The sequence below is a fragment of the Solihabitans fulvus genome, assembly GCF_008386585.1.
GTDB lineage: Bacteria > Actinomycetota > Actinomycetes > Mycobacteriales > Pseudonocardiaceae > Solihabitans > Solihabitans fulvus.
Genome location: NZ_VUOB01000056.1, coordinates 1 through 14,337 on the forward strand (window position 1 = coordinate 1; position 14,337 = coordinate 14,337).

Genomic DNA, 14,337 nt, shown 5'->3' on the forward strand with positions numbered 1-14,337 from the left:
TCGAGCTCGGCAGTGGAAAGGAAAGCTGACCAAGCCTGGGGTCCCCGTGACCCGGTGCCCAGCGAAACCGGGCGCCCTGTCGGCGGTCCGGTACGGCGTGGTCAGGAGCGCGGCTCCCCGAACCACTGTCGAAGTGTCCGTTCGAGGTCCTGCTGATCGCCGCCCGCCCACACCACGTGGCCGTCCGGACGCAGCAGCACCGCGTCGACGTCCAGCTGCTCGGTTCGGTCCACGACCAGGTCCACTCGGTCCGCCCAGCCGCCGACCGACAGTCCTCGGTCGCTCTGGTCCAGCAGTAGGCCCCGCCCTTCGTGCAGCAGTTCGTACAGCCTGCCGTCCTTGAGGTCGACGTCTCGCAGGCGGCCACCGACCAACGGGTGGTCGCCTGCGAGGTCGTAGCGGACCTCGACCGCCGTGATCATCGCCGCGAGGTGGCGGCTGACCTCGTCGAGGTCGAGCAGCTCGGAAACCAGCTCCCACAACGGGTTCGACTGTTCGGTGTCGAACATCAACAGGTTCTGCGCGCGGGTGTTGGCCAGCACCCGCGCGCCGACCGGGTGGCGCTCGGTGTGGTAGGTGTCCAGCAGGCCGTCCGGCGCCCAGCCGTTGATCTCCGCGGCCAGCTTCCAACCCAGGTTGAACGCGTCCTGGATACCGAGGTTGAGGCCCTGGCCACCGGCCGGCACGTGGATGTGGGCGGCGTCGCCCGCCAACAGGACCCTGCCGACGCGGTAGCGCTCGATTTGCCTGCTTGCGGTGCCGAAGCGGGAGAGCCAGCGCGGCGAGTGCGCGCCGAAGTCGCTTCCGACGACCGAACGCAACCGGGCCTTGAGTTCGTCCAGCGTCGGCGGCGTCTCGCGGTCCTCGGTGATGTCGGCCGCGTTCACCGTGACCCGCCACAGCTCCCTGCCGATCCGGTAGCTGAGGAAGAAGCCCGGCAGGTTCCTCGGGAAGCCCACGGGCGGCCGCTCGGTGACCTCGACGTCGCCGAGCAGCATGTCCATTTCCGATGGCCTGCCAGGGAACTCGACGCCGAGCAACCGCCGAATCACGCTGCGGCCGCCGTCGCAGCCGACCAGGTAGCGCGCCCTCAGCTGGTCACCGCCGGACAGGTGCGCGGTGACCCCCTCGTCGTCCTGGCTCAGGCCGATGACCTCGTGGCCTCGGCGGATGTCCGCGCCCAGCTCGTCGGCCCGCTCCTCCAACAGCTCCTCGGTGATCGCCTGCGGGGTGGCCAGCATGAACGGGTGCGCGGTGTCCAGCAGGTCGTAGCGCAGCTTGACTATGCCGGCGAAGTGACCGACGTCGGCCTGCTGGCGAGTCCTGGCCCGGAACCTCTCCAGCAGGCCGCGCTGGTCGAGGATCTCCACGCTGCGCACGTGCAGGCCCATCGCGCGGGACTGGCCGGACGGCTCGGTGAACCGTTCCAGTACAACCGTTCGCACGCCTGCCAGCCGCAGTTCGCTGGCCAGCATCAACCCGGTCGGGCCGCCACCTACGATCAGAACGTCGATCACTGTTCCCCCGGTTTCACGGCGTCGAGTTCGGTGCCAACGGTGAACTCAACGTTGGCACCGAACCCGATGTTGTCAAGCGTGCGCCGACTCGTGCGTCGCCCCGGTCTCGGTGAGCACGGTCAGGGCACTCGGCAACGGGCCCTGGTGCAGGATGCCGAGGCGTTGGGTGGCGCGGGTGAGCGCGACGTACAGTTCCGCCGCGCCGCGTGGGCCGTCGGCGAGGATCCGTTCCGGCGCAACGACCAGGACGGCGTCGAACTCAAGGCCCTTCGTCTCCGACGCCGCGACCGCGCCAGGCACGTCCGGCGGTCCGATCACGACGCTGGTGCCCTCGCGGCCGGCCTCGGCCCGGGTGAACTCCTCGATGGCGGCGGACAGTTCGTCCTCGGTGACCAGCCTCGACCACGGCTGGACGCCGCACGCGCGGACCGACTCCGGCGGCTGGACGTCGGGTGCGAACTCGGCGAGCACCGCGGCGGCGACGGACATGATCTCCGCAGGGGTGCGGTAGTTCACCGTCAGCGACCGGTAGACCCAGCGGCCGGGCACGTACGGCTCCAGCATCGCGCCCCACGAGGTCGCCCCGGCCGCCGACCGGCGTTGGGCCAGATCGCCGACCACCGTGAAGGATCGGCCGGGACAGCGCCGCATCAGCACCCGCCAGTCCATTTCGGACAGTTCCTGCGCTTCGTCGACCACGACGTGCCGGTAGGTCCAGTCCCGGTCCGCGGCGGCGCGTTCGACGAGTTCGCGGGTGTCCTGCTCGACGAACCGGTCCGCCAGGTCCTCGCCGTAGAGCAGGTCCGTGGCGAACAGATGGTCCTCGTCGTCCATCGAGTCCTTGCGGTCGACGAGGAGGTCCATCGCGCCGGCGGCGTACTCGGCCTCGGCCTTCCGCTCGCGGTCGGCGGCCTGCTCGGCGGCCCGGTCGGTCGCCTTGTCGCGGCCGAGCAGGTCGACCAGCTCGTCGAGCAGCGGCACGTCCGACACCGTCCAGGCGTCGCCGACGGCGCGCGACAGCGCAGGGTCGGCGCCGGCTGCGCGCAGCCGTTCCTCGGACGCGTACAGCGGCGCCAACAGGGTTTCCGGCGTCAGCACCGGCCAGAGCTCGTCGAGCGCGGCGGTGAACGCGTCGTCGACCGCCAGCTCCCTGAGCAGGTCCGCCCGCATCTGCTCCCAGGCCTCGCGGTCCGACCGGGTCAGCCAACCCCGGCCGATCCTGGCTATCGCGCGCTCGGTGAGCACGTAGGTGAGGATCTCGGTGAACACCGTGCGGGCCTCGTTGTGCGGCAGCCCGCTCGCGCGCGCCTCGTCCCTGGCCCACTCCGCGGTCTCGGCGTCGATCCGCACCGTTGTGTCGCCCAGGTCGATCGGCAGCGGCTGCTCAGGCAGCCGCTGCCGATCGGCGATCGCCGCACTGAGCACGTCGAGGATCTTCAGCGAACCCTTGAGCCGCACGGCTTCCGGGGTGTCCTCGGCGGTGACGCGCAGGCCTGGCACGAGGCCGCCGGTGGTCGTGAACACCACGTCGGACTCGCCGAGCGAGGGCAGCACGCGGCCGATGTGGTTCAAGAACGCCGGGTTCGGCCCGACCACGAGCACACCGTGGCGTTCCATCCGCTCCCGCTGGGTGTAGAGCAGGTACGCGACGCGGTGCAGCGCCACCACGGTCTTCCCTGTGCCGGGGCCGCCCTCGATCACCAGCACCCCGGGGTGGTCGAGCCGGATGATCTCGTCCTGCTCGGCCTGGATCGTCGCGACGATGTCGCGCATCCCCTCACCGCGCGGCGCGTTGACGGCCGCGAGCAGGGCCGCGTCCCCTCGTTCGGCATCACCGGGACGGCCGAGCACCTCGTCGGTGAAGTCGACCACCCGCCGCCCACGGGTGTGGAACTGGCGGCGGCGACGCATGTTCTCCGGGGACGCGGCGGTGGCGACGTAGAAGGCGCGCGACGCGGGCGCCCGCCAGTCGAGCAACACCGGTTCGTACTCGTTGTCCTGGTCGAAAAGGCCGATCCGGCCGACGTAGGAATGCTCGCCAGACAGGGTGTCCAGCCGGCCGAAGCACAGCCCGCTGTCGGCCACGTCGAGCCGCTTGGCCTCCTTGGCCAGCGCGCGCACCTCGTCGTCCCGTTCCATGGGTGTCCCGCCGGTTCCGCGCAACGCCGCCGTGTACCCGCCCTTCACCCGCGCGCGCTCGGCGTCGAGCCGCGCGTAGAGCCCGGCAACGTAGTCCCGCTCGGACCGCAGTTCGTCTTCGTACCCCTGATCTGACACAGGCCCCTCACAGCTGCTGAACTGATTTCGACATGGTGGGATCGCCATCGGGCTATGGAGGAAAGCCGTTTCCTATCGTTCGAGCAGCAGCCTCGCGGCCACCGCCGCCCCGTCGGTGCGAATCGTGCCGGCAACGGCCCTCGCTCGCGCGGCGATCCCGGGAGTCAGGGCCGTCTCGAGTGCCGAGGACAGGGACTCGAAGGTCGGCGTCGGACCGTCGTGCGCCGCGCCGATGCCCAGCTCGGCCACCCGCCCTGCCCAGTATGGCTGGTCCGTCGCCTGGGGGACCACCACCTGGGGCGCGCCGGCCATGGCGGCCGTCATGGTGGTGCCAGCGCCGCCGTGGTGCACGACGGCGGCCACCCGGCCGAACAGCGCCTGGTGGTTGGCCTCGCCGACGACGAAGCAGTCGTCGGCGTCGTCGATCAGCGCGAGGTCGGCCCAGCCACGGGAGACGAGCGCGCGGCGGCCCTGCGCGCGGACCGCCTCGACGACCACCGTGGCGAGGTCCTCGGACGTGCGCATGGGCATGCTGCCGAAGCCCACGTACACCGGTGGCGCGCCGGCCTCCAGGAACGCCACCAGGTCGTCCTGGAGCGGGCGTTCGTCGGGCAGGGTCCACACACCGGTCTGCACGACGTCGAGGTCCGCGGGCTCCCGCCACGGGTCCAGGGTCGGGTCCGTCGCCAGCCACGGCCGGTCGCCGATGACGTGGTGGCGGACGTCGTCCACCGGTGCCATGCCGCTCGCCGCCCGCTGGGTGTTGAGCGCCGCACCGAACAGTGTGTCGATGCTCTCAGCGTCCAGGTCCCACAGCGCCCGGTTGTCGGTCACCTCCGGCGGGAACGGCCTGCCCGGGTACGCCAGCGGCGGGTGGTGCGGCGACGGCAGGGTGAGCTTCTGGAAGGCCGCGTACACGTACCGGACGCCGAGCTTCTCGGCCACCGATCGCGCGCCGGCCGCCGCGGGCAGCAGGCCGGTCGCGAGCAGCACGTCACAGCCCTCGGCCGCCGAGGCGAGCGCGTCGAACTGGCTGGCGATCACCTCGGCCGCGCGCTGGGGCAGGTTCGCCGCCGTGGGCGGCGGCGCCGAGGTGGTCAGCGCGCGCGCCGACCGGCCGACGGGCACCATCGACACGCCGACACCGGCCAGCCGCTGCGCGAAGTCCTCGTCCGGTGGCGCGCACACCCGCACCTCCGCGCCGAGTTCCGTCAACCGCACCGCGAGTCCCACCAGGGGTTCGACGTCCCCACGCGACCCATATGTCGACAACACAACACGCATTCAGCGACTCCCGTTTCCGCAGCTTCTGGGCTTGGCCGACGAATTCTGCGGCATGACCGGGGTCTTGCCACAAGTCCCCCGGTGCGCTATACGTTAGTAGTGGAGAGGAGTGGGTGACCTCCTCTCCCGTTCTCGTCCGCTCGGACGGACACACACTCTCGGTAGTCTCGGTGCCACACGTCAGCGGGTGGCCTGGCGTGCGCGTCGGTCGGTGTCAGCCGGATATCAGCGATCGCTCAAGCACCCGTCAGGGCGCCCGGCGATGGTCGGCCCATGCAGACGACACGACTTGACGCCTCCGCGTACCGAACCGCCGAACAGCTGTTGCGGCACAACCGCGCCACCCTCGTCCGCGGCGACACGGTCACGCCGCAGTGGATCGACGGCGGCGCCCGCTTCTGGTATCCGGCCGACACTCCCGACGGCCGGCAGCTCGTCATCGTGGACCCGGCGGCGCGGACCGTGGAACCGGCGCCCGACCCGGCCGCGTTGGTCGCGGGCGCGGCCGGCGGCAACCCGCTGGAGATTCCCTCGCCGGACGGCAGGTTCGTGGTGTTCCGGCGCGGTTACGACCTGTGGGCCCGTGGCGAGGGCAGGGAGTGGCCGCTGACCTCCGACGGTGACGCGGACCACGACTACGGCGCCAGCCCGGACTACTTCATGTACTCCATCGCGCTGACCAGGCTGGGGCTGCCGCACGCGCCGCCCGCCGTCGTCTGGTCGCCGGACTCGACGCGGGTGCTGACGCATCGGACCAACCAGGAGGGTGTCCGGCGGACGTACTCGGTCGAGTCGATGCCGGCCGACGGCGGGGCGCCCCGGTTGCGCGACAAGCGGTCCGCGTTCCCCGGCGACGACCGCATGCAGCTCGCGGAGTTCGTCGTGCTCGATGTCACGGCCGGCACCGTGCTGCGGGCCGAGGCGGAGCCGGTGGAGATGCCGGCGATGTCGCCGATCTTCCTGAAGTTGGCCTGGTGGGCGGAGGACGGCTCGGCGGTGTACTACCTCCGCTCGCCGCGCGAGGGGCACGCCCTGTCGCTGCACCGGCTCGACCCGGACACCGGCGAGGTGCGGACCGTGCTGACCGAGACCGGGGACACCAGGGTCGAAGCCGGCCAACAACCGTTGCTTGGTCCCGTTGTCCGGATCATCGCGGGCGGCGACGAGGTGCTGTGGTACTCGCAGCGCGACGGGTGGGGGCACCTCTATCGCCACGGCACCCGCGCCGGCGAGCCGCTCGGGCGGGTCACCTCGGGACAGTGGGCGGTGCAACGGATCCTGCGCGTCGATGAGGACCGGCGGATGGTCTACTTCCTGGCCGCCGGCCTGGTCGCGGCGGATCCGTACCGCCGGTCGGTGTGCCGGGTCGGGCTGGACGGCACCGGCTTCGCGATGGTCACCGACGACGACCTGGACCACGTGGTCACCGTGTCGCCCAACGGGGAGTACTTCCTCGACTCCGCCTCAACCACCGACACCCCGCCGGTCACCGTGGTGCGGGACTGGGCGGGCCGGGTCCTCGTCGAGGTGGCGCGCGCCGACGTCAGCGCGCTCGCCGCGACGGGCTGGACCCCGCCGGAGCGGTTCAGGGTGCTCGCGGCCGACGGCGAGACCGAGGTCTACGGACTGTTGTACCGGCCGCACGGGTTCGACCCGGCCAGGCGCTACCCGGTCATCGACCACGCCTATCCGATACCGATGATGACCAGGGTGAGCCCGAGCTTCGATCCCGGCTGGCACGGCTACGACGCGGAGGCGTTGGCGGCACTGGGTTTCGCGGTGATCGCCGTGGACGGGCGCGGCACACCCGGGAGGGACAGGGCGTTTCACGACGCCTCCTACCAACGGATGGCCGACGCGTGCGGGCTCGCCGACCATGTGGCCGCGCTGACGCAGCTGGCAGCGGCGCACCCCTGGTTGGACACCGACCAGGTGGGGATGCTCGGCATCTCGGCGGGCGGGTTCGCCACGGTGCGGGCGATGGCTGACTATCCCGACGTCTTCACGGTCGGTGTCGCCCAGTCCGGTCTGCACGACTTCCGTTACGGCGACCCGGGAAGCGCGCAGATGTACGGGCCATACGACGAGCGGGTCGCCGCGCTGGCGTCCAATGTGGACGCTGCGGGAAAGGTGGTCGGCAAGTTGCTGCTCGTGCACGGCGGACTGGACGACCAGGTGTCGCCCGACCTGACCCTGCGGCTGGTCGAGCGGCTGGTGGCCGAGGACAAGGACTTCGAGCTGCTGATCGTCCCCGGGGCAGAACACGTGTACCTGGGCTATGAGCACTACGTCAACCGGCGCACGTGGGACTTCCTGGTGCGCGCCCTGCTTGGGGTCGAGCCGCCGGCCGGCTACCGCCTCACGCCGGTCGGGTAGTTCCCGGCCGCTGTTAGGAGCTCTTAGGCTTCCAGGGTGGGCGCGGCGAGTTCGCGGACCGTCTCGATGGTCGCGTCCCGCCCGCGCCGGGCCGCCTCGGCGAACTCCGCGTCGCCGAGCGCGGCCCGCGCGGCCGCCTCGACCCTGGCCGCGTCGGGCAGCGACAGGTCGGGGGCGCCGCGCACGGCGGCGCCCGCCGCGAGCAGCCGGGCCGCCTCGCGCGGCTTTCCCTGGCACAGCGCCAGATCCGCGACGCCGACCAGGACCTGACCGAGCAGCGGTGCGCTCGTGGACCGCAGCGCCATGGCGAGCGCGTCGGCGCGGTGCGCCGCGGCCGAGGCGAGGTCGCCGGCCGACGCGTCCAGGTAGCCGAGCGAGTCGAGCAGTATCACGCGGAACACGACGTTGACCGCGAGGTGCCGCGACATCACCGATTCGGCGCGGGCCAGCTGCGTCCGCGCGGCGCCAGGATCGCCCGACCAGCGGGCGAGGCACGCGCGCACGTAGGCGACCGAGGCGAGCGCGTCGGGCTGGCCGGTCCGCTCGACGTCCCGCTCGATGGCGGCGACCGCGTCGGTGGCGGCGTCCTGGTCGCCGAGCAGCCAGCGCAGCTGGGCCAGCCGCAGCCGGGGCAGCCACACGTCCGCGACGGGCACGGCCTCGGCGGCCACGGCGATGGCCTGCTCGTAGTTCGCGGCGGCCGAGGCGAGATCTCCTTGCCCGGCAAGGAGATCGGCCAGGTTGGTGAGGGTGTAGGAGATGCCCCAGCGTTCGCCGATCGCGCGGAAGGCCGTCAGCGCCTCGGTGAGGTCGGCCGCCGCCCTGGCGTGGTCCCGGCCCGCGTTGACGAGGGTGAGGGCCCGACTGAGGTGGGCCATCGCCCGCACCCACGGGTCCTCGTCGGCGAACGCGTCCGCCTCGGTGCGCGGCGCGATGAGCCGCAGCATCGGGTGCCGGCGTCCGGTCGGCTCGGTTCGCTCGGCGAGCCTGCGGGCGGTGGCGAGCAGGTCGCCTGCGGCGCGCTCGTCGGGGGAGGGGAGCTGGAGGGCGATGGCGCAGGCCGTCGCCCGCGTCTCGTCCTCGACCGCGCCGGGCAGCGCGAGGGCGGCGGCGGCCAGCTCGGCCCGCCCCGACCTGCGGCCGCGCAGCCACCAGTCGAGCAGCCAGTACGAGCCGGCCGCCGCGACCAGCCGGACCGAGGTGGGGGCGTCGCCCGCCTCGATCGCGCCGCGCAGGGCCGCGTCGATGTTGTCGCGGTCGGCGGCGAGCCGATCGAGCCAGACCAGTTGGTCGGCGCGGCGCAGGTGCGGATCGGCGGTCTCGGCCAGGTCGATGAAGCAGGCGGCGTGCGCGCGGCGGATCCGGTCCCGCTCGCCAGCCTCGTCGAGCTGGCGCAGGGCGTACTCCCTGATCGTCTCGAGCAGCTGGTAGCGCGGCGATCCGTCGCCGACGGCGGTCAGCAGGGACTTCTCGGCCAGTGCGGTGAGCAGCTCCAGGACGTCGTCGGCCGCGATCGGACCGCCTGCGCACACCCGTTCGGCGGCCGCCGCGGTCGCGCCACGGGAGAAGACGGCGAGCCGCCGCAGCAGCGCGCGTTCCTCGTCGGTGAGCAGGTCCCAGCTCCAGTCGATCACCGCGCGCAGCGTCCGATGCCGGGGGAGGGCGGTCCGGCTTCCGTTGGTGAGCAAGCGAAAGCGGTCGTCGAGGCGGCCGGCCAGGTGCGCGACGGACATCGTCCGCAGGCGGGCCGCGGCCAGCTCGATCGCCAGCGGCATGCCGTCCAGCGCCCGGCAGATCCGCGCCACGGCCTGTGCCGTGTCGGCGGTGACGGCGAAGCCGGGCCGGGCCGAGGCGGCGCGGTCGGCCAGGAGCCGGACGGCCGCGTAGGTCAGCGCCTCGGTCGCTCCGGCGTCCTCCGGCGGCAGGGCAAGGGATTCCACCGGCCACAGCGCCTCGCCGGTGATGCCGAGGGGTTCCCGGCTGGTGGCCAGGATCCGCAGTCGAGGGCACTCGCCGAGGAGTCGGTCGGCGAGCGCGGCGACGGCGTCGACCAGGTGCTCGCAGTTGTCCAACACCAGCAACGCTGTTCTGTCGCGCAACGCGGCGACGAGCCGGTCCGCCGGTTCGCCGGCCGGTGGTTGGCCGGGTGGCGCGAGGTCACGGACGCCCAGCGCGGTCAGCACCGCCTGCGCCGCGTCGGCGCCGCTGGCCACGGGCGCGAGTTCCACCAGCCACACCTCGTCGGGCCGGTTGCCGAGGTGCGCGCGGGCCGCTTCGGTGGCGAGGCGGGTCTTTCCGCAGCCGCCGGGGCCGGTGAGTGTGGTCAGGCGGCCTCGGGCGATGAGCGTGCCGACCCTGGCCAGGTCCGGGTCCCGGCCGACGAAGGTGGTCAGTTCGCTGCGGAGATTCGTTCTCGGTGGACTGTCCACAGTGGACTCGCGCTGCGGAGGAGCGGTCACCTCGCCGCGCAGTATCGCGGTGTGCAGCGCGGATAGGGCGGGGGACGGGTCCGTGCCGAGCGTTTCCGTGAGCGCCTGGCGCGTCCGGTCGTACGCGGCGAGCGCCTCGGCCGGCCGGTCGGCCGCGCACAGAGCCCGCATCAGCGCGCCGACCAGCCGTTCGCGGAGGGGATGCTCGGCGACCAGCGTGGTCAGGTCGGTGACGAGCGCGGCGCCATGGCCCAGCGCCAGATCGGCCTCGACCAGGGTCTCGGTCGCCGTCAGCCGCAGCTCGGTCAGCCGGGCCACCTGCGCGGCGACGAAGTCCTCGGCGGCCAGCTCCTGGAGCGCCGGTCCGCGCCACAGATCCAGCGCCTCGCGGAGGATCCCCTCGACCGTCTCGGCATCCGTGGCCCGCGCGGACGCGGCGACCAGCCGTTCGAACCGGGCCGCGTCGACGTCGTCTTGGGCGATCGACAGGCGGTAGCCGGCCGGATGGGTGTCGACGACGATCCCCTGCACGGCCCGCCGCAGCCGGGATACCAGCGCTTGCAGGGCGTTCGCCGCGCCGGCGGGCGGTACGTCGCGCCAGATCCCGTCGATCAGGCGCGCGGCGGGGACCACTCGGTTCGGTTCCAGCGCCAGGATGATCAGCAGCGTGCGCAGCCTCGTGCCCGACACCTCGACGGAGGCGCCGTCGTCGGTCCTGACCTCGAGCGGGCCGAGCACGCCGATCTGCACCCGGCTGATTCTGCCTTGGCGGGCCCGAGGTGTCTGGCGGGGTGGGTCGGGGACCTTTAATCGATTGACGGCGACTGAGTCGCACTCGCTAGGTTCCCCGCCGTGGCTGACATTCAGGGAACCTGTGCGGAGGAGTTCAGCGCGGTTCGGGACGCACTCGCGGCGTCGCTGGACAACAAGGACGTCGGAGCCTCGGCGTCGGTCTACGTCGACGGCGAAATGGTGGTCGACATCTGGGGCGGGTACGCCGACGCGGCGCGCACGACCCCGTGGGAGCGCGACACGATCACCAACGTCTGGTCCACCACCAAGACGATGGTCGCGTTGTGCGCGCTGATCCTCGCCGACCGGGGCGACCTAGACCTGGACGCGCCGGTCGCCAGGTACTGGCCCGAGTTCGCCGCTGCGGGCAAGGACGGTGTGCTGGTGCGGCATGTGCTGTCCCACACCGCAGGCCTGCCCGACTGGGACGGGCCGGTCGCCGTCGAGGATCTCTACGACTCGCCCTCGGTCACCGCGCGGCTGGCCGCGCAGGCCCCGTTCTGGGAGCCGGGCACCGAGGCCGGCTACCACTCGCTCACCTTCGGGTTCCTCGTCGGCGAGCTGGTTCGGCGGGTCACCGGGCGCAGCCTCGGCACCTTCTTCGCCGAGGACGTCGCGGGGCCGATGGGCGCCGACTTCCACATCGGGCTGGCCGCCGAGCACGACCATCGCGTCGCACCCGTGATCGCACCGCCGGTCTCGACGTCCGTGGACCGGATCGTGCGGGAGTCCGGCGACGCCCGCAACGGCCCGATCCCGCCCGGCGTCGGCAACTCGGTGGCGTGGCGGCGCGCGGAGATCCCCGCGGCGAGCGGATTCGGCAACGCCCGCTCGGTCGCCGCGGTGCAGTCGGTGCTCGCGAACGGCGGAACTGCGCGAGGCGTGCGGCTGCTGTCGGCGGCCGGCTGTCAGCGTGTCAGGGAGGAACAGTTCCACGGCAAGGACCGGATCTTCGGTGTGCCCATGCGGTACGGCATGGGCTATGCCCTCAACGGCAACAGCTGCTCCTGGGGCGGCATGGGCGGATCGGTGGTGGTGGTCGATCTCGACGCCCACATGGCGGTCTCCTACGTCATGAACCAGATGCTCGACGAGGGTGGCCTGAGCGACGAGCGGGGCGTCGGCATCGTGCTGGCCGCCTACGCCGGCCTCAGCTAGCGCTGGTTCTTGCGCATTAGTCCAACCGGGACAGGGCGGCTGGCGCGGGCCGCCCTGTCCCGTTGGCACGCGGTCCTTGTGCGCGGCGGCGGGGCTTCAGGCCGTTGCCATCGCGCCGACCGCGGCGCAGAAGCGCTTCCAGGCGTCGGCGACCTGCGGGATGATCGAGCGGCCCCGGACCGGGGCGTGCACGAGGCCCGGCTCGACGACGAGCTGCACCGGGATTCCCGCGCGGCGCAGGTGATCCGCGTAGGCGACGCTGTCCTCGCGCAGCTCGTCGAACTCGGTGCTCATGATGTAGGCGGGCGGCAGGTCGTGGAACCTGGCGCTGACCAACGGCGACACGTAGGGATGGGTGACCAGGTCGCGGTCGGGGCAGTAGGACCTGGTGTAGTACTGCATCTCCGGCGCGAAGTCGTCCTCGCCGCCGTCGAACCACCTGGCGAAGTCCAGCACCGGGCCGATCAGGCCCTGGCCCTTCGGGCGCACACCGCCGCGATCCCGGCACATCAGGGCGACGCAGACCCCGAGGTTGCCGCCCGAGCTGTCCCCGCACAGCACCGGCCCGTCGGTGCGCACGCCGCCGCCGACGGCCTCGGGATGCTCGGCCAGCGCGCGGAGGAACGCATAGCAGTCCTCCGGGGTCGCCGGGAACGGATGCTCGGGGGCCTGGCGGAAGTCGGGCGCGACGGTGACGAGTCCGGTGTTCGCGGCCAGTTCGGCCGCCAGTGTGTTGTGGCTGTCGGGCGAACCGACGACGAAGCCCCCGCCGTGGAAGTAGACGAGCAGACCGGACCCGACCGGTTCCGTCGGCCGGTACAGCCGAAAGGGCAGAGAGCCTTCGGCCGTCCCGATCTCGTGGTCGGTGATCGTGACGCTGGCTGGCAGCTGGTAGGGGAACACGTCCGACAGGCTCAGGTAGAGACGTCGTTGCTCCGCGACGCTCCGCTCGAAGAAGTTCTCCGGCATCGCGTCGTGGTATCTGGCCAGAAACTCGTCGGTGCCATCCGCGTATTTCATCTGCGCTCCTTGTGTCGCTTGATGAACCGCCAACTGGGAGTCAGTCCGTCCGTTGCTGCGGCACCGTGCGCAGCTCGGCCAGCACCCCGCGCCGCAGCAACGGCAGCAGGCACAGCGCGGTGCCGACGGTGCCGACCCAGAACGTCCCCGCGAGCCCGATCAGGGCGATGAACACCGAGGACACCAGGCTGCCGAGCGGCACGACGCCCCACAGCAGGAAGCGCTCCACCGAGTTGACCCGGCCGAGCAGCCGCGCCGGTGTGGACGTCTGCCGGAGCGTCGTCCAGGTCGGCCCGAAGGCCCCCTCGCCGATGCCGTGCACGATGCTGCCGGCGATCAGCCCCGGCACCGAGCCCGCCGCGCCGGCGATGCCCATGATCACGAACCCGCTTACCGAGAGGGTCGCGCCGAGCACGATCGTCCTGGTCGTGCCGATGCGGTCGACCAGCCTGCCGCACACGAGGTTGCCGATCGGGTAGCCGAGCGCGGCCGCGCCGACCACCAGGCCGATGGCGGCGACGCCGAGCTTGAGCACGCCGGCGCAGTACAGCACGAGAATCGTGGTGACCATGCTCTGGAACAGGACGTAGACGGCGCCACACATCAGCACCGGTTCCAGCAGCGGGTGCCGCAGCACGAAACCGAGGCCCTCGCGGATCTCCCTGGCTAACCAACCGGGTTCGCGCTGTTCGGCCTGCGGCGGTGGCTCGCGGTGCCGGATGCCGAGCAGGGTCGCGGCCGACGCCAGGAAGGAGCCGGAGTTCACCAGGATGGCGCCGGCCGGGCCGGTCAGCGCGATCAGCGGGCCCGCGGCCATCGGGCCGACCGACCGGGACACCGACTCCGACAGCTGGAGCCGCGCGTTGGCCCGTTGCAGCGTCGACGAGCCGCCGAACAGCGACGGCAGGTAGGAGGTGTAGGCCACCTGAAAGAACACCACGACGCAGCCGTTGACCCCGATCAGCCCCATCAGCAGCCAGAACGGCAGCGCGTGCGCCATCGCGAGCACCGCGACGAGCAGGCAGCTGACCAGCTGGGCGACCTCGCTGACGATCATGGTCGGCCGGCGGCGCATCCGGTCCAGGATGGCGCCGGCCGGCAACCCGAGCAGGAGAAAGGGGAACTTGAAGGCGAACGGGAGCAGCGCGGCCTGCGACGCGGCGACGCCGAGCGTGGTGACGGCCATCAACGGCAGCGCGACCAGCATGAACTGGTCGCCGACCAGGCTGACCGTCTGACCGGTCCACAACAGCCGGAAGTCCGACCGCGCGGTCGGCGCGTCGCCCTTCTCTTCGGCGCCGACCGTGTGCTGCTCGGGGCCGCCCGCGCCGATGTCCGGTTCATCGGCGGGCGGCCCCCGCGTGGCCCCTGCGGTCGGCACCTCGTCGGTCATGGCGCATGCCCTTTCGTCGGTTCACCCGTGGACGGCGTCCGAGCCGCCCAGTGTCCTGCCATGACTGAAGAACCCCGGTCGGGGCGCTGAG

8 protein-coding genes are annotated in these 14,337 nt (G+C 72.1%); 2 read left to right on the forward strand and 6 right to left on the reverse strand.

The features are described from left to right. Positions 1 to 101: 101 nt before the first annotated feature. From F0L68_RS28135 to F0L68_RS28145, 3 genes are all read right to left on the reverse strand, one after another. Positions 102 to 1,517 (reverse strand): FAD-dependent monooxygenase, encoded by a 1,416-nt coding sequence (locus tag F0L68_RS28135; RefSeq protein ID WP_149852849.1) that lies wholly within the window; start codon positions 1,515 to 1,517, stop codon positions 102 to 104. A gap of 72 nt (positions 1,518 to 1,589) precedes the next feature. Then, entirely contained in the window at positions 1,590 to 3,794 is a 2,205-nt protein-coding gene (gene helR, locus F0L68_RS28140) for an RNA polymerase recycling motor ATPase HelR (RefSeq protein WP_188316880.1), read from the reverse strand. A gap of 72 nt (positions 3,795 to 3,866) precedes the next feature. Beyond that, positions 3,867 to 5,078 carry a glycosyltransferase gene (locus F0L68_RS28145; protein ID WP_149852850.1) on the reverse strand — a complete coding sequence of 404 codons (1,212 nt, stop codon included), beginning with the start codon at positions 5,076 to 5,078 and terminating at the stop codon, positions 3,867 to 3,869. Positions 5,079 to 5,351: 273 nt separating this feature from the next. On the opposite strand from F0L68_RS28145, the gene F0L68_RS28150 reads away from it, so the two are divergent. Next, positions 5,352 to 7,454, forward strand: coding sequence for a S9 family peptidase (locus F0L68_RS28150; RefSeq protein WP_149852851.1), 2,103 nt, complete (start codon positions 5,352 to 5,354; stop codon positions 7,452 to 7,454). A gap of 23 nt (positions 7,455 to 7,477) precedes the next feature. Here F0L68_RS28150 and F0L68_RS28155 read toward each other — a convergent pair whose 3' ends face one another. Continuing rightward, positions 7,478 to 10,633 (reverse strand): AfsR/SARP family transcriptional regulator, encoded by a 3,156-nt coding sequence (locus tag F0L68_RS28155; protein ID WP_149852852.1) that lies wholly within the window; start codon positions 10,631 to 10,633, stop codon positions 7,478 to 7,480. Between the two features lie 102 nt (positions 10,634 to 10,735). Between F0L68_RS28155 and F0L68_RS28160 the strand changes: the two genes are divergently transcribed. Further along, complete coding sequence (locus F0L68_RS28160; RefSeq protein WP_149852853.1) at positions 10,736 to 11,833, forward strand: serine hydrolase domain-containing protein; 1,098 nt, start codon at positions 10,736 to 10,738, stop codon at positions 11,831 to 11,833. Between the two features lie 96 nt (positions 11,834 to 11,929). On the opposite strand, the gene F0L68_RS28165 is transcribed toward F0L68_RS28160, so the two are convergent. Further along, positions 11,930 to 12,853, reverse strand: coding sequence for an alpha/beta hydrolase (locus F0L68_RS28165; RefSeq protein WP_149852854.1), 924 nt, complete (start codon positions 12,851 to 12,853; stop codon positions 11,930 to 11,932). Between the two features lie 40 nt (positions 12,854 to 12,893). Next, positions 12,894 to 14,246 carry an MFS transporter gene (locus F0L68_RS28170; protein WP_149852855.1) on the reverse strand — a complete coding sequence of 451 codons (1,353 nt, stop codon included), beginning with the start codon at positions 14,244 to 14,246 and terminating at the stop codon, positions 12,894 to 12,896. Positions 14,247 to 14,337: the final 91 nt, after the last annotated feature.

Excerpts from the sequence above, each read along its gene's own strand:
- F0L68_RS28145 (WP_149852850.1), bottom strand. The coding sequence starts at position 5,078 with ATGCGTGTTGTGTTGTCGACATATGGGTCGCGTGGGGACGTCGAACCC.
- F0L68_RS28150 (WP_149852851.1), top strand. The coding sequence starts at position 5,352 with ATGCAGACGACACGACTTGACGCCTCCGCGTACCGAACCGCCGAACAG.
- F0L68_RS28165 (WP_149852854.1), bottom strand. The coding sequence starts at position 12,853 with ATGAAATACGCGGATGGCACCGACGAGTTTCTGGCCAGATACCACGAC.
- F0L68_RS28170 (WP_149852855.1), bottom strand. The coding sequence starts at position 14,246 with ATGACCGACGAGGTGCCGACCGCAGGGGCCACGCGGGGGCCGCCCGCC.